This window comes from Paenibacillus sp. JNU01 (genome assembly GCF_059130585.1).
Map to the genome: position 1 here is coordinate 1,363,968 of NZ_CP169723.1, position 17,961 is coordinate 1,381,928.

Below are 17,961 nucleotides of genomic sequence, written 5' to 3' on the forward strand. Positions count from 1 at the left end.
GCTATAAGAATCACACTTTTTGTAAGAAACAAAAAAATCTGTCCGTACACCGGAATGCGGATGCAGAACAGATTTTTAGGTATATGATCGTTGCTATACTTATTTGGAGAGTTTTAATTCAAGCTGTACCTGAATATCATTTTCTGTCGAAAGCACAACCGAGTGCGGATTTTCCATTCCGAAATCTTCGAAGGTTACCATCGATGTCGCTGACAACAAAACTTCGTTATTCTCATAAGCCGCTTTTGCATCAAAAGTGACTTCTTTTTCAATACCTCTAACGGTTAAAGTACCCTTCATCTTGATATCAACCGTTTGACCGACAGGCCATTCTGCAGGTACCCCTTCAAATGAAGTCGCTGTAAATGTTGCTTGCGGATATGTAGCAATGTCGAAGAAATCCGCTTGCTTCACGTGACCATCACGCTGTCCATTCCCGGAATCAATTCCATCCATCTCGATCTGTCCTTCTGCTTTCATCTGAGCAGCATCGTCTACATTAATAGTCCAATTGCCTGTTATCTGCTCGTCCACAAAGTTAACGGTCTCCTGCGAAGTAGTTACAGAGAAGTATACTTTGGAACCTTCACTAATGCTCCAGTCTCCGTTCAATTGCTCTGCTCCCGCAGTTTCATTGGCTACAGCCGTTCCTGTGCTGTCTACCGTAGTTGTGGAAGTCGCTGTGCTCGCAGGAATCACCTGCTCAATCTCCACGTTGTTCCCCAAATAGCTATTGCTGAGATAGTATCCACCGCCACCGATTACGACAACAGCCGCTACACCTGTTATGAGCCATGCTTTTGCTTTCTTGTTCATCTCTATTTCCTCCAGTACATCATTGTTTAAGTTGGTTGTTGAATGGATCATATCAATTGAATGTGTCAGGAAGAAGTCAAGAAAAGACACAGCCCATATTTTTTCGAATCCGTAATACAGGATTGGCTTTACGCTCTGGCTCATGTAAAATCAGTACAAGTTTATGAAATGAAAGGAGAACGCTTTTCTTGAAATCCATACTTATCGTCGAGGATGAACAAGCTATTGCACGAGTACTGGCTGCTTATCTGAGAAAAGCAGAATTCGAAGTTCATCATGCAGCAGATGGACCGACTGCACTTAGCCTTTTTGATACCGTAACGCCTTCCCTTGTATTACTTGATGTGATGCTGCCAGGAATGGATGGATGGGATCTGCTGCGGATTATTCGTGAAAAAAGTGCTTGTCCCGTGATCATGCTAACCGCACTGGATGACATTTCAGACCGTCTTAACGGATTGAATGCCGGTGCTGACGATTATATGAGCAAACCTTTTGTACCGGAAGAAGTGGTCGCCAGAGTTAATGCGGTGTTGCGCCGTAATCCACATTGGACCTCAGGCGGCGAAGAGAAACGTTCCTTTGGAAATCTCGTCATTGATCTTGCTGCCAAGCAGGTGCTGCTGAACGGTGCAGAAGTTGCACTCACACCTCGTGACCTCTCATTACTGTTCTTCCTGTCCGATTATCCGAATCGTACGTTTACCAGGGATCACCTTATTGAACAGGTATGGGGGATGGACTATGATGGCAGTGACCGTGCTGTGGATCTATCGATTAAACGACTACGTCAAGCCCTCTCCCACTGGTCGCCAGAGACAGGAGAAATTCGGACGTTGCGAGGAATGGGGTATCAATTTTGGATCGCCAACTGAAGCAGAAGAAACCGAAACGAACGATATCCATTCTGTCACACTGGACACTGCGATATTTTCTGATTTTATGTATTGGTTTCACAATTATTGTGGCTGGGGCACTCTACTGGATTCGAACAACTTCCATTGAGAAAAGCCTCAAAACTGCAGAACTGCTGGGTCTGGAGATCGCAGATCATGTGACCAGTGAAAATAATATGCTACGGGTTCCACCCGATCTGGACAGACTGGTAACCAAGCGAGAGAAACTATTTAATACAGATCATTATTTTTGTGTGATGATCTTGGACAACAACAATCAATTGATTTTTTCCCAGCCTAAAATGGAGCAAAAAGATGTACAATATCGACTGTCAGACGACTATCTTGAACCGCGAAACAACAAATATGCAGGTGTAACGGTCAACATATCCGAGGGCGATCAAACCTTGGGTAAAGTGTGGGTCATGCAGTCCAAACAATCCATTACATTTGGTCCAGAGACCATATGGCTCGTGGCTCTAATCCTCGGAGGACTAATCCTCTGTGGATGGTTCACAATCTATCTCCTGTCCAATAAGTTATCCAGACCTATTCGTCAGGTAGCCTATGCAGCTGAACAGATTCGAGGTGGCAATTATGATGTGAGTCTTGACTTGAATACACGAGAGCGTGAGATCAATGAACTTGTTAATTCATTCCGCGATATGGCCTCTCGTCTCCAACAACTTGAAGAATGGCGCACACTTTCGCTGGCAGGGGTAAGTCATGAACTCAAGACACCGGTAACTTCCATCAAGGGGCTCGTAATGGCAGTACGTGACGATGTTGTAAGTCCACAGGAAGGAAAAGAATTTTTGGATATCGCTTTAAAGGAATCTGAACGCATGGAGCGTATGGTCGCAGATTTGCTGGATTATAACGCCATGGCAGCAGGAAGTGTTACGGTTCGCAAGGAACGGACGGATCTGAAGCTGTTGGTTGGTGAGATCATCTATCAGTGGAAGATTGCGTATGAGGATAAAATGCCAGAGGTTCAGCTGCACACCCCTCCAGTCAACTTCTTTACCATGGGGGATGCTCTCCGCATTCAGCAGATCATTGTTAATTTGCTCAATAATGCACTTCATGCCACAGCTCCTGAACAAAAGGCTGTCTTCGATATTTATCTACGCGCAGAAGAACAGATGTTATACGTTGATGTCAAGGACAACGGCACAGGCATCGCGTCCGAAGATCAACCCAAGATCTTCGAACGCTTCTATCGTGGAGAGCTCAAGAAACGTCGTAACCGCGGCCTGGGTCTAGGCTTAACATATAGCCGGTTACTCGCTCAGGAACAAGGCGGTGAACTGACACTTCTCTCCAGTAGTCCGGAAGGCAGCACGTTCAGATTGAGCCTGCCACGCTGGACTGCAAGTCAAGAAGCCGTGAATACGGAAAAAGCATACGGAGCAGCCGTTAAAGTGTAACGCAGCATGCTAACACTACAAATAGCCCAGGATTCCACTCAGGAGACTGGGCTATTTGAGCGTTTTTACAGTCAACACTCTAATACACGTGGCCTATATTCATCGTAAGCATCCGAGATCAGTTGCTTATGAAGTGTACTGCTGGCAATGATCGCTTTCCGTTTTGCTTTCAAAACGATCTGCTCTATATCCGCATAGCTGCACCCCGCCAAGTGTTCACATATGTAATCTTCCAGCCGGGTCTCCTGTTCAAATGCCCCCACCAACTTGCTGATATACAATCTGCGACTTGAATCATCAGGCATACCATAGGTCATCTTCGTATCAAAACGCCGCCATATGGCATGATCCAGTTGGGTTTCCAGGTTCGTTGCAGCCACCAGAATACTGTCTCCATCGAATTCGTCCAGACACTGCAACAACGTATTGACGACACGAGCCATCTCTTTCACTTCATCATTGCTCTCACGCGTCCGACCTATGGCATCAAATTCATCTAGAAATAACACACAGGGATTCATTCGTGCATATTCGAATAACTTGCGTACATTACTGCCCGTCTCCCCAAGGTGGCTATGAATGATCGCATCTAATCTCACGAGTACCAGTGGCAAATCAAGCCGCTCTGCCAGATGTGATGCCGTTAATGTTTTTCCTGTACCAGGTGGCCCGAACATGACCATTTTATTGGGGATGGACACATCATGCTCTCTGAATTTCTCTTTCATGCCCAGAATGGTGATGAATTCATTAATGATACGCTCATTTTCAGCGGAAAATACAATATGCTGGGCTTTGCGCCTACACTCTTTGGGTGTGTAAAAAGCAGCCATATCGATCCCTTTTGCTCGTGGAATCCGGTTCATATGGTTCATTTTGCTCATGTAACAAATGCTCCTTCACTTATAGTTTCAGTCCGTGATTCAAGTTATATAGAATCCAATAGACTTTAATCGTAATTATTACTATTAAATAATAACATACTAATGCCTTTTTGCAAGTCTAACCAAAGCACGTCCACTATTCTGCCACAGAAGGTAGTCATTGGTTGCAAGCTTCAATAAAATTTGCTATTCTAAATATGCATCGTTGTGTATAACGCAAAAAAGCCCTCCAATTTTCGTGAGAGCAAAAATTTTCCATATTCGCAAGCGGCAACTTGCTACATCTGGATTCTTTATACCAACGAATGTAATCCAATTAAAGTGAGGTTAACAATCATGGCAAAAGACGTATTGTGTGAAGTTAATTCCTGTCGTCACTGGGCTCAAGAGAACAAATGTAATGCTTCTTCAATCTACATCGTAAGCCACAGTTCCAAAGAAGCAAGTCAGTCTGCTGAAACAGACTGTAAGACTTTTGAAGTAAAATAAGTAATCTCTTGTAATTCCCTAAAGGAGCCCTTACCGGTTCCTTTTTTCTTTGTCTATTGTAACAAGAATGATAATTATTATCAAGCCCTAATCTGTAAAAATCCTTCTCACCTCTTAAATGCACATTGGACAGATCACCTACGTACACTACGTAAGAAGTCAATCTGCCCATGAACGATTAGAACCAAGAGGTGAATAACAATGCCTGTTAAAAGTGGCACACAGTATCGTGAACGAATTGATGCACAATCCGTCCCTTGCTGGTACAAAGGTAACCTTATTACTGGAAAACGCTCTGAACATGTAGCATTTGCTGGTTTAATGGAGACTCAGATGTACATGTATGATCTGCAATCTGACCCTAAATTTACGGAAACGATGACGTATGCCTCTCCGGCCGATGGAAAACCTGTGGGCATATCCTTCCTTCCCCCAACCAGTGCCGACGACCTCCGCAAACGACGGGAAGGGATGAATATCTGGGCAAATGTCCATCATGGCTTTCTTGGACGCTCACCCGATTACATGAATACAGCCATCATGTCCTTTTACACAGGTGCCGATCTTCTGAACGAATTGTCTCCCCAATATGCAGAAAATCTCAAAAATTATTATGCCTACTGCCGTGATCATGATATTACGCTATCTCATGCCTTCATTCAGCCTTATGCCAGCAAAATGTCAGGGCAATTGGATGCCACTGAGGATGCTATTGCCGCAAAAGTCGTAGATCGTACCGAAGAAGGTCTCATTATTAGCGGAGCATTTATGATGGCTACACAAGCGGCCACTTCGGATGAGATTTTTGTCTATCCGTCACCTTCTCCTGCCCCATTTGATGACGAAAATCCATTTGCTTTCTCTTTTGCTGTCCCCAATGATCTTCCAGGAATCAGTCTGGTATGCAGGGATACCTATGCAGCCGAATCTCACACCAACTATCCACTGAGTTCCAGATATGAAGAAATGGACAATATCGTTATCTTTGACCGGGTACTCGTTCCACATGAACGAATATTTTTTGCAGGAAGTGAGGAGATGTCCTCACGTCTCTTCAGTGGTAGTAACTTTCATATTCACGCAGGTCATCAGGTATTGTGTCGTTATATTGCCAAGACGGAATTTGTCCTCGGTACAATTCAGCTTCTCACGGATACTCTCGATCTGAATACGGAAGCACATGTTATTGAGAAAACTGCACGTCTGTTCGCAGGTCTTGAATCATTAAAAGCATTGGCTTTGGCTGCGGAGGCAGGTGCGATACCAGATGGAAGAGGATTTGTATTACCTGCACCCAAACCATTGATGGCAGCCAATCTTCTTTTCCCGAAACTTTATCCTGAGATGATTGAAACTCTGCAACTTTTGGGTTCGAGTGGGGTAATTATGATCCCTCAGGAAGAAGAGTTTCAATCCGATATCGCCCCTTCATTGAATATCTATCTGAAAGGGAACGATATGGCTTCTTATGAACGCAACGCTCTGTTCCGTCTGATCTGGGAACTTGGGGCTGGATCGTTCGGAGGCAGACAGACTCAATTCGAACGATTCTTTTTTGGCAATGTCCTTACCGTATCCAATCGATTATACTCCGTATATAACAAAGATCAGACAAATCGTAAGCTCGTTCGTGATTTTCTAACCAATACCAGCAAATAAGAGAACCAAAGATTCATTTTATACCAGATGGTCATAGACCGTCATCAGTTCAGAGGCCGGTCTGCTTGCATCGACATCCCGCAATCCAGGCTGGTCTCCGTAACCGATATGGAATACACCTAACACCTTCTCTGCACTTGTCAAACCCATCAGATTCATAAATACAGGATGTTGTTGATAATCATTGATCTTCCAGACAGCATTCAACCCCTGTTCCGCAGCCAGAATACTGAAACGTTTGCTCCAGGCTTTAGCCGCCAGAAGATTATCCTCACGGGCATTCACAGGCGCTACCACAACCAGATGGGTAGGGATCGCTTCCGTGTACTGATATGTAGCCCACTCGCCGTAACGATCAGCCAGATGGGGTGGATAGCTCTGTCTGACCGCTTCCAAATATAGCTGTCGCCCTTCGCCTGCAAACAACATAAACCTCCAAGGTTCTGAACTCATCACATATAATGAAGGATCTGCTTCATCAAGCAACTTTCGTATAACCGATTGGGGTACTGGCAACGGACTGAATTCACAAGTTCCTGCACGTCTCTTGCTACTGCTTATATCTTGACTTAGACCAGTAGACATGGCAACTTTCCCTCCTCTATCTGCATGATATATCGTTATCCTTCAACCGCCTTCACATCAACCATGTTTTCTTCGGTTCAACGGCTTCCGTTCTCCAGCGATCTACCTCTTCGTGTATGCGCACTTTATCACGCGTTGTAAACTGTTCTGACTCCACCACTTCTGCTTGCGGCATGCTATCACGTATCAAGTGAATGTAGTCCATGGAACGAATCAGAGACTGGCGTCCAGGGATGTACCTAATTTTGCGTCCTTCCAACAAGCAGTATATCTCGATCATCCCCGGTAATTTTCCGAAAGCTTCCCAGCAGAATGCACTGACCATATGCTGAAACGCCTCAACTACGTTCGGATCATGGACAACCATATATTTCTGAATAAGCAGCGAATCCCATCCTTCTGGTTGCCAGGCCGCCTGAAATATCATCGACAAATGCATGGATAATGAAGGTAACTCCGTTCTCCACTGTTCAAATAGAATGGCTGGATGCTTCAGATCATCGTTCATTGCAATGGCGAGTGACAATTCATCCGTGATCTTGCTCTTCACATCCCAGTAATGGAGTACCGATTCGAAACCATCTGTCTTTCTGGGCCACCACTTCTCAAGTAAATACTGTACGGGTACTTCTTTGCGAACATCGGGGTCCAGGCTATAAAAGGCATTAACCGCATGGCTCACCGCATATTGTACACGGTGCCTCCATTGCAGTGGAGGACGCTGCTCAGACACGGGTTCAGGGCGGATGAACCGGTCTGGGCTGCGCAGCATTTCTTCCAATCTGTAATCTTCAAGCAAGCGGACAGGAAGGTCATTCCTTCCGACCGGCATCGCCGCCTGAATATTATGTCTTAACATGATCTTTAGGACACCTGTAATCCGGCAGCAGCAAAGCGTTTGCCAAAGTCACGGCATGAATCCTTCTCCTGCTCAAGCGGACTGTATTCTATTTTTAACATCTCTGGAGAAACCTCCGCCCCACGCTCTTGCAGCTTGGCAGCAGCGAGATCAACTGCACCACAGAACTGCTCATACGAGGTATCACCACTTCCGAACACCGCGGCTCTCTTCCCGCTCAAGTCAAGCTCATCTAGCTCTTCATAGAAATCCAGGAATTCATCTGGCAACTCCCCGTCTCCCCAAGTGTAAACGCCAATCATGAATCCGTCATAGTCCAATACATCGGATGCATTACAATCCGTTACGGATTTCAGATCTGCCTCGTGTCCTCCCTGTGTAATTCCTTCCACAATCAGTTCTGCAATTTCTTCTGTATTTCCCGTCATGCTCGCATAAGCCACTAACAATTTAGCCATCTATTTTTCCCTCACTTTAATTGGATCATGTTAATATTCTCTCCGAAGAAAGAATGAATTTGAATTAACAAAATCATATGTGATAATGATTATCATTGTCAAATTAAATTTTGATTATCTCTGTTTTTCAATATATGGCGCACATTGGATTTCAACACAGCTAAACATCCTTCACCCTTTTAAGGTCCGATGTCATACCTTCCTCCAATGATACCGTCCCCCAACTGGCGTACAAGCCCTTTTTTGTTGTACAATAGTATCCAAATGACTTTTGAAGGATGGATAAATCATTATGTACGTAGCTAAGAATTGGAAGGACTATGAAGTAATCGATACAGGAGGCGGCGAGAAACTGGAGCGTTGGGGAGATGTGATTTTACGCAGACCCGATCCACAGATTATTTGGCCCCTTGAGCAAGAAACCAATGAATGGCGTCAAGTGCATGGTCACTATCATCGCAGCTCTTCCGGTGGCGGTAACTGGGATATGAAAAAGCCCATTCCCGAGCGCTGGACGATCGGATACGAAAACCTGAAATTCCACATTAAACCTACCAGCTTCAAGCATACTGGCCTGTTCCCTGAACAAGCTGCCAACTGGAGCTGGATGATGGATAAAATCTCCAATGCAGGACGCCCTATTTCTGTCTTGAACCTGTTTGCCTATACAGGCGGTGCAACGGTAGCCGCAGCTTACGCAGGCGCTTCTGTCGTGCATGTGGATGCAGCTAAAGGCATGGTTCAATGGGCCAAGGAAAATGTTCAATTATCCGGACTGGCTGATCGCCCTGTTCGTTTTATTACAGATGATGTATTCAAATTCGTACAACGGGAGCAACGGCGTGGAAATCGTTATGACGCCATTATCATGGACCCTCCTTCTTATGGCCGTGGTCCGAATGGAGAGACATGGAAACTGGAAGAGAACCTTTATCCATTCTTGAAATCATGTATGACAATCCTGTCGGATAATCCATTATTCATGCTGGTTAACTCCTACACCACGGGTATCTCCTCCACGGTTCTGCGCAACATGTTAACCATGACAATGTCTGCTCAGTACGGTGGTGACATTACTGCAGGTGAAATCGGGCTGCCGATCACACGCAGTGGTCTTGATCTGCCTTGTGGTATTCTGGGCCGTTGGGAGTCCTAATCATGTCAGAACATCGGCATGATCATGATGCAATTCCGATTCTGTTTGAAGACAACCATCTATTAGGCATTACGAAGCCGGTCAATGTACCTACCCAGGAAGATGCATCAGGTGATCCGGATTTGCTTACATTGCTGAAACAGGATCTGAAAGAACGATATAACAAACCTGGCAATGTCTATCTCGGGTTGGTACACCGACTTGATCGTCCTGTTGGAGGGGCAATGATCTTTGCCAAGACATCCAAAGCAGCTTCGAGATTGTCCGAGACAGTGCGGGGACGTCATTTCCGTAAAATATATGCGGCAGTTGTACATGGCAAGCTGCCTGCACAACAGGGAACGTTAAAACATACGCTCCTGAAGGATGCACGCACGAATACTGTTACGGTTGTACCTAAGGGTACAGCTGGTGGGAAGGATGCCGTTCTCGATTACCGCGTTATTGGGGAGACAGACCGTTACAGCCTCGTCCATATCGAACTGCACACCGGCAGATCTCATCAGATTCGGGTGCAAATGAAAGAAGTCGGCTGCCCTCTGTACGGGGATCAGAAGTACGGTGCAAGCGTGAATAAACCTGGGCAACAGATTGCGCTATGGTCTGTGATTGCAGCCTTCCCCCATCCAGTTACCAAGGAAGAAGTTATTCTGCAATCCTTGCCTGCAAGAGAATTTCCCTGGGCAGAATGGCCTGCTGCACTGTACCAAAAAGCTTTTGAACAACCTCTATAAGTACACAGGATCAGGTTAGATCTGTCCATATCACGTGTCGTTCAGATTCTGTATCTGACGACACGTTTTTTAATATTTCCAGCTATATGTCTAAAATACAGAGAGGAGACATTTTGATGACCCCGTTTACCAAACAAGTCATTGCGATTATTGCGGCGATTCCAGAAGGCAAAGTGATGACTTACGGTCAGATTGCAGCCCATGCCGGTAGTCCAAGAGCAGCGAGACAAGTCGTACGAATCCTGCACTCGATGAGCCGCAAGGAGCGTCTGCCCTGGCACCGTGTCGTCAACGTAAAAGGCGAAATCTCCATACCGGATGAACACTCGCGCATGATGCAGGAAACAGAACTGATTAGCGAAGGTGTGGAGTTCCAACTAAACGGAACCATTAATCTCAAACGGTTCGGACATGAGCCCGATCCTGTATTTCTTATCGATCCAACGATCCAGCCAGAATAAGATTCCTCTCTCCATATTTCAGCACACCAAAAAAGAGAACTCAGGCAGAGTTAGGGGCTACCCCTTTTCAACTGCTAGAGTTCTCTTTTATGGTTTTTATCTGATATTTGTTATGCGGTAGCCGTCGCTTTTTCCTGTTCTACAGTAACAGGTTCAACAGCCGGTTTCGTTTTACGAATAAAGAATGCCATAATTAAAGCAACCACGGTCATTCCGGTAGCCACGATGAATGCATAGTTAACACCATATATTGTTGCATCTGCCGTAGCAGCTATCATCGCTGTCTTATCAGTAGGATCAACCTGACCCGCAGCCACTGCATCGGCCAGATGTGTTTTGAGCTTGCTGCTCATGATGGTAACGAGAATGGCTGTACCGATCGCTCCGGCAACCGTACGCAATGTGTTGGACATCGCTGTACCATGCGCGTTCAGACGTTGAGGCAGTTGATTCAGACCTGCTGTCTGGATCGGCATCATCAGCATCGACATACCGAACATACGAGCCGTGTAGATAAACATCATGTAACCGTAAGTCGTGTCGATGGCCAGACGACTCAGTCCAAATGTTGTAATCGCCGTAATGGCAAGACCTGCAACTGAAAGCCAGCGAGCGCCTACCTTATCAAATATGCGACCCGTGATCGGAGACATGATCCCCATCAATATCGCACCAGGCATCATCAGAAGTCCCGATTCAATCGGTGAGAAACCACGAATGTTTTGCAGGAAAATTGGAAGCAGGATCATACCTGCAAACATCGCCATCGTCACAAGCATATTGATGATTGTCGTTAAAGAATACATATTGTACTTGAAAATACGGAATTCAAGGAGCGGATGATCTGTTGTCAGTTGACGAATAACGAACAGAATCAGGGAAATCGCACCTACGACGAGACATCCAATGACAATTGCACTGCCCCATCCATCAGTACCCGCATCACTAAATCCGTAAAGCAAACTACCAAAACCAAGCGTAGATAAAATAACGCCTGGATAATCCAGTTTAGGTCTGGATTGGCGTGTTACGTTTTTGACAAAAGCAATACCAATTGCCGTTGCAATAATAGAGAATGGCAAGATGATGTAGAACAATAATCTCCAGGAATAGTGCTCAACTACATAACCTGAAAGTGTAGGCCCAATCGCAGGAGCCAGAATCATCGCGATCCCCATGGTTCCCATGGCCTGACCACGTTTCTCAATCGGGAAGATGGTCAGGAATACAACGGTCATCAGAGGCATCAGGATACCTGCACCTGCAGCCTGAATGACACGACCCACCATCAGAATCGTAAAGGTTGGACTAAGACCACAGACTAACGTCCCTATGGTAAAGAGAGTCATGGCTGTAATGAAGATTTGACGAGTTGAAAATTTCGCAATCAGATATGCCGTAACCGGAATCAGTACACCGTTGACGAGCATGTAACCCGTGGTTAACCATTGGGCTTTGTTTGCATTGATCGCGAGGTCTTCCATAATTTTAGGAAGAGCTACGTTCATCAGGGTTTGGTTCAGGAATGCCACGAAGGCACCAATTAACAATGCCGCTACAATCGGGCCTTTCTTGATGTTGTCCATCGCGGAGGATGGAGCTGCAGCAGTAGTCGTGCTCATATGTTGTTCATCTCTCTTCCTTGTAACTTTTCAATCATTTGACTATGAATTCTAAGTAGGTGCTCAAGGTCTTCCTTCGATATATCCAGAATGGGTGACACTCTCTCCATCCAAAGATGGTGGGTTTCCTGTTGGGCCTGCTCCCCTTTATCCGTGATCTGAAGTTTAACAGATCGGCGGTCAGCATCAGAACGTGTCCGAACGATATACTCGCCCTTGACGAGCCGCTCCACAACAGCACTCATGGAACTGCTGCCCATATGGCATAGCTCAGCTACTTCGTTGATGCCGATGGAAGGACGCTCCCTCAGGATGGATAACACCATAAACTGAATCGAAGTCAACTCGATCTCCTTGTTTTCATTCCAGAATGCTCGAAAAAGCATTTGATTCACTTGGCGGAACGAATTGATAATATAGAATACTTCATACGTATCAGTCATTGTTTCACCCTTTTACTTATGGAATATAATATTTCGTACACGAAATATCAGGGGAACAATTATTTATTATAACAAAAATATTTACATAGTCAACTCTTTACATATGAAATCAACAAAATAATATTGGGGCATACTAAACTGTGTGATTTCCTTGCCCCTTTCCTCAACTAACCTGGACACAATGTGTATCATATGTAATTTGTAAATAAAATAACCATAGGGCTCCTGCACGAAACGAGCAGGTACTCCTATGGTTACTCAGAAGAATCAGCATTGTATTATACCGAAGTGGATAATGCAGGCTCTTTCGTTTTAGGTGTTGTCATTTTGCCTAACAGATATACCAGCAATTGTTGATTGTGCATCGATATGTTACTGAGAACAGAGTTCATGAATTCATTGCGGATGGTAATCCCCCGCTCTGTTTCCATTCTTCCTTTATCGGAAAGAGAAACCCAGACAATGCGTCGATCCTGATTATCCCGATTCCTGCGAATCAGATCATTCTTTTCCATCCGATCGAGCAGCATGGTTACGGCAGCTGGCGTAGTCGCCAGATAAGGAATCAGATCCGAAGGTTTCATCTTCTGATGATCCTCAAGCACCTCCAGGACAGCTAGCTGAGCCTCCGTCAATGAGGGGGCCAGCTCTTGATCCATATGCAGTTTATAATCTTTGGTTAGTCTGGACCAGCACTTGGCAAAATCGGAATTATACATCTTGCATCGCTCCTCTCTGCAACCGGTTATCACTTCACCTGCTTAAGTTTTCGCCCTCCAAAGCCGCATTCCTGCTGCCTTTTTTCATTTTCCTAGCGATCGACCGTAATCGACGAAGGTTGTTAAACTTCGCATGGATGTGCTCTTCTAATCCGCCTTCGAACAACAAAAAAAGACTCTTCGCATGACAGGATTAGCTGCGCTGCGAAAAGTCTTTTATGCTTACTCTTTATCAAGTTGATGCTGGCTGATTCTCATTGAAGTCCCTCAAAAGTTCAACGATCTCGTCCTGTTTATCCACAGGAACGAGCAGTTTGCCAATATGTTTGCGTTCCGTAATCGGAACACCTTCCGAAGAGATCGGATGCACGTGGCCTTCCTTGGTCATGACAGTGATGTTGCGTTGCTCTTTGCAATAAAAAGCGCCAACAATACGACTGCCATTCGGTTTCACGCGTTTGCCTTCCTTGAACTCGAATGTGGCAAGTCCCTTGCCTCCACGACTCTGCACAGCATAATCCAGCAGTAATGAACGTTTACCATATCCCAAATCGGACAACACGGCAACTTCACCCTCATCTCCTGCAACCCATAGGGCGGATACAACTTCATCTGTATCTCTCAACTGAATGCCACGAACACCACCGGATACACGTCCCATTGGATTGACCTCATCCTCACGGAAACGAATCGCCATGGCTTCTTTTGTAATTAACATAATATCTTGGTCACCCGTACTCAGATGTACAGATAACACTTCATCGTCCTTACCCACTTTACAAGCTGCAACTGCTCCGGAACGTTTGGTAACGTAATCCTTCAGTTCCGTCCGCTTCACCTGTCCTCTTCGTGTAACGAAGACCAGACTGTGATTCGGCTCTTCAAAGGATTTCACAGCAAGCACACTTGCAATACGGTCGTCTTTCGCAAGAGGAATGACGTTCACAATGGCTGTGCCCGGGTCTTTCCACTTGAACTCAGGTACCTGATGAACAGGTAACAGGAAATACTGACCTTTCCTCGTAAAGACAAGCAGATTCTCAAGCGTATTTACTTCCAGAACCTGAGCGATATAATCGCCGTCTTTTACACCACTTCCGCTCCGTTCACCACCAGAACGTGTAAAGGACTGCATGCCTGTACGTTTCACGTATCCTTCTTTGGATAACGTAACAAATACATCTTCTGCATTCACAAGTACTTCGAGATTAACCTTGAGTTCTTCCACTTCACCCTGGATCGCAGAACGACGGTCTATACCGTATTTCTCACGAATCTCCATCAATTCCTTGCGGATGACTCCGATAAGCTTGCGGTCACTATCCAGAATGGATCGTAATTGCGCAATCTTTTTCATCAGATCACCGAGTTCCTTCTCCAGAGAATTAATCTCCAGATTTGTCAAACGATACAATTGCAAAGTAAGGATGGAATCCGCTTGACGTTCCGTGAATCCAAACATCCACATCAGGTTATTTTGAGCATCCTGCCGATTCTTGGACGCTTTGATTGCTGCAATGACCTCGTCAAGGATGTTCAGAGCTTTAACCAAGCCCTCCAGCACATGTGCACGGTCTTCCGCTTTCTCCAGCTCAAACCGGGTACGGAATGTGACAACTTCCCGCTGATGGGCAATGTAAGCCTCCAGAATTGATTTCAATCCCATTTGCTGTGGTGCTTTATTCACAATCGCAACCATATTGAAGTTATAAGTAACCTGAAGGTCGGTTTTCTTCAGCAAATAAGCCAAAATACCTTGTGCGTCAGCTTCTTTTTTCAGCTCAACCACGATCCGCAGCCCTTCACGTCCGCTCTCATCACGCACTTCGGCAATACCTTCGACCTTTTTCTCAAGTCTAATGTTCTCCATCGCTGTAACCAGACGCGACTTCACGACTTGATAAGGAATTTCGGTAATGACGATTTGCTGTTTGCCACCGCGCATGTTTTCAATCTCGGTTTTGGAGCGGATATAGATCCGTCCCTTACCTGTGCGATAAGCATCCAGAATGCCGTCACCGCCCATAATCAATCCGCCTGTTGGAAAGTCAGGACCCTTCATGAACATCATGATTTCGTCCAGCTCAATTGACGGTTTCTCCATCACAGCGATCGAAGCATCAATGACTTCACGCAAATTGTGTGGAGGAATCTCCGTTGCAAACCCTGAGGAGATACCGCTGACACCATTAACCAGCAAGTTCGGATAACGGGATGGCAATACAACCGGTTCTTTGGCCGTATTATCAAAATTATCCTTAAACAGAACCGTCCGTTTCTCGATATCGCGAAGCATCTCCATCGCGATGGGCGACAAACGGGCCTCCGTATACCGCATCGCCGCTGCCGGGTCATCATCCTGTGATCCCCAGTTACCATGACCGTCCACGAGCATATGGCCCATTTTCCATGGTTGAGCCATCCGCACCATTCCCTCATAGATGGAGGAGTCACCATGTGGATGATAATTACCCATTACGTCCCCAACGGTTTTGGCAGACTTGCGGTAAGTCTTGTCAGGCGTATTACCTGAATCGTACATGGCGTACAGAATACGCCGTTGTACTGGCTTCAATCCATCCCGGACGTCCGGAATGGCTCGATCTTGAATAATATATTTGGAGTAGCGACCGAAACGGTCCCCTACGACCTCTTCGAGAAAGGCCGGCATAAATTGTTCTGATGGACTCATTCCAAGCACCTTCTATTCTTCGTACTCTGTAAAGTCGACGTTCTCTACAATCCAGCGTTTCCGCGGATCAACCTTATCACCCATGAGCGTAGATACACGACGTTCTGCTTTTGCTGCATCAACAATCTGTACCTTCAGCATCGCACGAGTTTCCGGATTCATTGTTGTCTCCCACAGTTGATCCGGATTCATCTCACCAAGACCTTTATAACGTTGAAGCTCAACATTATTACCGAATTCCTTCATATAATTCGCCAGTTCTTCATCCGTCCATGCATATCGAACACTCGCGAGCTTACCAGACTTACGAGTAAGTTTGTACAATGGCGGCTGAGCAATATATACTTTGCCTGCATCAATTAAAGGCTTCATATAACGATAAAAGAAGGTCAACAACAGCACCTGAATATGTGCGCCGTCCGTATCCGCATCGGTCATAATGATAATTTTGGAATAATTGCTGTCTTCAACTGCAAATTCGGTTCCTATGCCCGCCCCGATCGCCGCGGTTATGGCGCGGTACTCTTCATTTTTGAGAATGTCCGCCAGCTTCGATTTTTCCGGATTGAGCGGTTTTCCCTTGAGGGGCAGAATCGCCTGAATCTTCGAGTCGCGTCCCTGTTTGGCAGAACCACCCGCGGAATCACCTTCGACAATAAACAACTCATTTCGGGTAAAATCCTTGGATTGCGCCGGCGTTAACTTGCCGTTCAGGTTGGAACTTTCACTGCGTTTCTTGCCTGTACGCATATCATCACGTGCTTTGCGAGCTGCTTCTCTGGCTCTGGAGGCTTGAACCGCTTTGCGAATTAACGTTTGCGCTACCTGCGGGTTTTCTTCCAGGAACCGCTGAATATTCTCGGACACGACCGAATCCACAGCACTCCGCGCGGTTGCGCTCCCAAGCTGATCCTTCGTCTGACCTACGAACTCAACCTCTGACATTTTGACACTGATGACGGCCATCATGCCTTCACGCAGATCATTACCTTCGAGGTTTTTATCTTTTTCCTTGATCATGCTGGTACGCCGTGCGTAATCATTCATTACACGGGTATACGCAGCCCTGAATCCGGTCTCATGAGTACCGCCGCCCCGAGTAGGGATCGAGTTCACGAACGAAGCCAGTGTTTCCGTATAACCCGCGTTATACTGAATTGCCACTTCGACTTCAATGTCATCCTTCTCCGCATAGAAGTGAATAACATCATGCAGCACATCTTTATTTTCGTTAAGAAAAGCAACAAACTGGCTTGCTCCGCCTTCATACATGTATTCATCCTGATTGCCCGAACGTTCGTCCTTGAGCACAATTTTCAAACCTGAATTCAGAAAAGCAATCTCCTGAAGGCGTTCTGCCAATGTATCATAATTAAATTGAATGCCATTCTGGAACACCCGAATATCCGGTTTGAATGTCACTTTCGTACCTGTCCGATTGGTATTGCCCAACACTTCGAGACCGGAGACCGGTTCACCGACATGTTCAATCCCTTTTTTGTCCTTCCAATACTCGAATCGCTGACGATGAATCTTGCCATCACGGAAAATCTCGACTTCAAGCCACTCGGACAATGCGTTTGTAACTGACGCACCTACACCGTGCAAACCGCCTGATTTTTTGTATCCTGATCCACCGAACTTTCCGCCTGCGTGCAAAATCGTAAACACGACCTGGGGAGTAGGAATCCCTGTTTTATGTATACCTGTCGGAATTCCCCTTCCGTTATCCTGAACCGTAATAGAACCGTCCTTATGCAGCGTGATATCGATTTTGGAGCAGAATTTGGCGAGATGTTCGTCGACAGCGTTGTCGACAATTTCCCATACCAAATGATGTAAACCCGAAGTGCTGGTGCTGCCGATGTACATGCCCGGCCGTTTCCGTACTGCTACCAGCCCTTCAAGTACTTGAATGTCGTCCGCGTCGTAGCCTGAAGACCCCTGTCCTCCGCCTGTCGAACCTGCCGACATATCGATTTGCTCGACCATTCATGCTCCCCCTTCTTAACTTGCAACTAAAAAAATGCTTAAAATGCAAACAGATGTTTTCTTATC

Annotated in this window: 17 protein-coding genes; 7 read left to right on the plus strand and 10 right to left on the minus strand. The window is 45.8% G+C overall.

Translation table 11 applies throughout. From position 1 onward, the window contains the following. Positions 1–99: 99 nt before the first annotated feature. Positions 100–816: a YceI family protein gene (locus tag NLBNIHML_RS05690; protein ID WP_494353992.1), complete on the minus strand. Its 717-nt coding sequence runs from the start codon at positions 814–816 to the stop codon at positions 100–102. A gap of 188 nt (positions 817–1,004) precedes the next feature. Here NLBNIHML_RS05690 and NLBNIHML_RS05695 point away from each other — a divergent pair, with 188 nt between their 5' ends. Next, complete coding sequence (locus NLBNIHML_RS05695; RefSeq protein ID WP_342570512.1) at positions 1,005–1,691, plus strand: response regulator transcription factor; 687 nt, start codon at positions 1,005–1,007, stop codon at positions 1,689–1,691. Then, entirely contained in the window at positions 1,676–3,142 is a 1,467-nt protein-coding gene (locus NLBNIHML_RS05700) for a HAMP domain-containing sensor histidine kinase (protein WP_342570513.1), read from the plus strand. Before NLBNIHML_RS05695 ends, NLBNIHML_RS05700 begins: the two co-directional genes overlap by 16 nt. A gap of 71 nt (positions 3,143–3,213) precedes the next feature. On the opposite strand, the gene NLBNIHML_RS05705 is transcribed toward NLBNIHML_RS05700, so the two are convergent. Further along, entirely contained in the window at positions 3,214–4,026 is an 813-nt protein-coding gene (locus tag NLBNIHML_RS05705; protein WP_342570514.1) for an AAA family ATPase, read from the minus strand. A 336-nt stretch (positions 4,027–4,362) separates the two neighbouring features. Here NLBNIHML_RS05705 and NLBNIHML_RS05710 point away from each other — a divergent pair, with 336 nt between their 5' ends. Further along, positions 4,363–4,515 (plus strand): DUF1540 domain-containing protein, encoded by a 153-nt coding sequence (locus NLBNIHML_RS05710; protein ID WP_074095586.1) that lies wholly within the window; start codon positions 4,363–4,365, stop codon positions 4,513–4,515. A 201-nt stretch (positions 4,516–4,716) separates the two neighbouring features. Next, a complete protein-coding gene (locus tag NLBNIHML_RS05715) occupies positions 4,717–6,174 on the plus strand; it encodes a 4-hydroxyphenylacetate 3-hydroxylase family protein (RefSeq protein ID WP_339235030.1) in 1,458 nt (485 codons plus the stop codon). 18 nt (positions 6,175–6,192) lie between these two features. Here NLBNIHML_RS05715 and NLBNIHML_RS05720 read toward each other — a convergent pair whose 3' ends face one another. The 3 genes from NLBNIHML_RS05720 to NLBNIHML_RS05730 are packed head-to-tail and all read right to left on the minus strand — an operon-like array spanning position 6,193 to position 8,076. Further along, a complete protein-coding gene (locus NLBNIHML_RS05720) occupies positions 6,193–6,759 on the minus strand; it encodes a nitroreductase family protein (RefSeq protein WP_342570515.1) in 567 nt (188 codons plus the stop codon). A 52-nt stretch (positions 6,760–6,811) separates the two neighbouring features. Beyond that, positions 6,812–7,618 carry a hypothetical protein gene (locus NLBNIHML_RS05725; protein WP_339256069.1) on the minus strand — a complete coding sequence of 269 codons (807 nt, stop codon included), beginning with the start codon at positions 7,616–7,618 and terminating at the stop codon, positions 6,812–6,814. Between the two features lie 5 nt (positions 7,619–7,623). Then, positions 7,624–8,076, minus strand: coding sequence for a flavodoxin (locus NLBNIHML_RS05730; protein ID WP_339235037.1), 453 nt, complete (start codon positions 8,074–8,076; stop codon positions 7,624–7,626). Between the two features lie 292 nt (positions 8,077–8,368). Here NLBNIHML_RS05730 and NLBNIHML_RS05735 point away from each other — a divergent pair, with 292 nt between their 5' ends. The 3 genes from NLBNIHML_RS05735 (at position 8,369) to NLBNIHML_RS05745 (ending at position 10,427) form a co-directional block, all read left to right on the plus strand. Next, on the plus strand, positions 8,369–9,232 hold the full coding sequence (locus tag NLBNIHML_RS05735) for a class I SAM-dependent methyltransferase (protein WP_017687801.1): 864 nt from the start codon (positions 8,369–8,371) through the stop codon (positions 9,230–9,232). Positions 9,233–9,234: 2 nt separating this feature from the next. Beyond that, a complete protein-coding gene (locus NLBNIHML_RS05740) occupies positions 9,235–9,966 on the plus strand; it encodes an RluA family pseudouridine synthase (RefSeq protein WP_494353993.1) in 732 nt (243 codons plus the stop codon). A gap of 116 nt (positions 9,967–10,082) precedes the next feature. Further along, positions 10,083–10,427, plus strand: a complete 345-nt coding sequence (locus NLBNIHML_RS05745) for an MGMT family protein (protein ID WP_494353994.1) — start codon at positions 10,083–10,085, stop codon at positions 10,425–10,427. 110 nt (positions 10,428–10,537) lie between these two features. Here NLBNIHML_RS05745 and NLBNIHML_RS05750 read toward each other — a convergent pair whose 3' ends face one another. The 5 genes from NLBNIHML_RS05750 to parE all read right to left on the minus strand — a co-directional run bounded on the left by NLBNIHML_RS05750 (position 10,538) and on the right by parE (position 17,895). Next, a complete protein-coding gene (locus tag NLBNIHML_RS05750; protein WP_124116268.1) occupies positions 10,538–12,049 on the minus strand; it encodes a DHA2 family efflux MFS transporter permease subunit in 1,512 nt (503 codons plus the stop codon). Next, positions 12,046–12,492, minus strand: coding sequence for a MarR family winged helix-turn-helix transcriptional regulator (locus tag NLBNIHML_RS05755; protein WP_062835118.1), 447 nt, complete (start codon positions 12,490–12,492; stop codon positions 12,046–12,048). Before NLBNIHML_RS05755 ends, NLBNIHML_RS05750 begins: the two co-directional genes overlap by 4 nt. Positions 12,493–12,770: 278 nt before the next feature. Then, on the minus strand, positions 12,771–13,211 hold the full coding sequence (locus NLBNIHML_RS05760) for a MarR family winged helix-turn-helix transcriptional regulator (RefSeq protein ID WP_253438342.1): 441 nt from the start codon (positions 13,209–13,211) through the stop codon (positions 12,771–12,773). 232 nt (positions 13,212–13,443) lie between these two features. Continuing rightward, positions 13,444–15,903: a DNA gyrase subunit A gene (gene gyrA / locus NLBNIHML_RS05765; protein WP_339235046.1), complete on the minus strand. Its 2,460-nt coding sequence runs from the start codon at positions 15,901–15,903 to the stop codon at positions 13,444–13,446. 12 nt (positions 15,904–15,915) lie between these two features. After that, positions 15,916–17,895, minus strand: a complete 1,980-nt coding sequence (gene parE / locus NLBNIHML_RS05770) for a DNA topoisomerase IV subunit B (RefSeq protein WP_253438346.1) — start codon at positions 17,893–17,895, stop codon at positions 15,916–15,918. Positions 17,896–17,961: the final 66 nt, after the last annotated feature.

Coding starts and splice junctions, on each gene's coding strand:
- NLBNIHML_RS05690 (WP_494353992.1), bottom strand. CDS start 816: ATGAACAAGAAAGCAAAAGCATGGCTCATAACAGGTGTAGCGGCTGTT.
- NLBNIHML_RS05745 (WP_494353994.1), top strand. CDS start 10,083: ATGACCCCGTTTACCAAACAAGTCATTGCGATTATTGCGGCGATTCCA.
- NLBNIHML_RS05760 (WP_253438342.1), bottom strand. CDS start 13,211: ATGTATAATTCCGATTTTGCCAAGTGCTGGTCCAGACTAACCAAAGAT.
- parE (WP_253438346.1), bottom strand. CDS start 17,895: ATGGTCGAGCAAATCGATATGTCGGCAGGTTCGACAGGCGGAGGACAG.
- NLBNIHML_RS05750 (WP_124116268.1), bottom strand. CDS start 12,049: ATGAGCACGACTACTGCTGCAGCTCCATCCTCCGCGATGGACAACATC.
- NLBNIHML_RS05720 (WP_342570515.1), bottom strand. CDS start 6,759: ATGTCTACTGGTCTAAGTCAAGATATAAGCAGTAGCAAGAGACGTGCA.
- NLBNIHML_RS05725 (WP_339256069.1), bottom strand. CDS start 7,618: ATGTTAAGACATAATATTCAGGCGGCGATGCCGGTCGGAAGGAATGAC.
- NLBNIHML_RS05710 (WP_074095586.1), top strand. CDS start 4,363: ATGGCAAAAGACGTATTGTGTGAAGTTAATTCCTGTCGTCACTGGGCT.
- NLBNIHML_RS05740 (WP_494353993.1), top strand. CDS start 9,235: ATGTCAGAACATCGGCATGATCATGATGCAATTCCGATTCTGTTTGAA.
- NLBNIHML_RS05735 (WP_017687801.1), top strand. CDS start 8,369: ATGTACGTAGCTAAGAATTGGAAGGACTATGAAGTAATCGATACAGGA.
- NLBNIHML_RS05730 (WP_339235037.1), bottom strand. CDS start 8,076: ATGGCTAAATTGTTAGTGGCTTATGCGAGCATGACGGGAAATACAGAA.
- NLBNIHML_RS05705 (WP_342570514.1), bottom strand. CDS start 4,026: ATGAGCAAAATGAACCATATGAACCGGATTCCACGAGCAAAAGGGATC.
- NLBNIHML_RS05755 (WP_062835118.1), bottom strand. CDS start 12,492: ATGACTGATACGTATGAAGTATTCTATATTATCAATTCGTTCCGCCAA.
- gyrA (WP_339235046.1), bottom strand. CDS start 15,903: ATGAGTCCATCAGAACAATTTATGCCGGCCTTTCTCGAAGAGGTCGTA.
- NLBNIHML_RS05715 (WP_339235030.1), top strand. CDS start 4,717: ATGCCTGTTAAAAGTGGCACACAGTATCGTGAACGAATTGATGCACAA.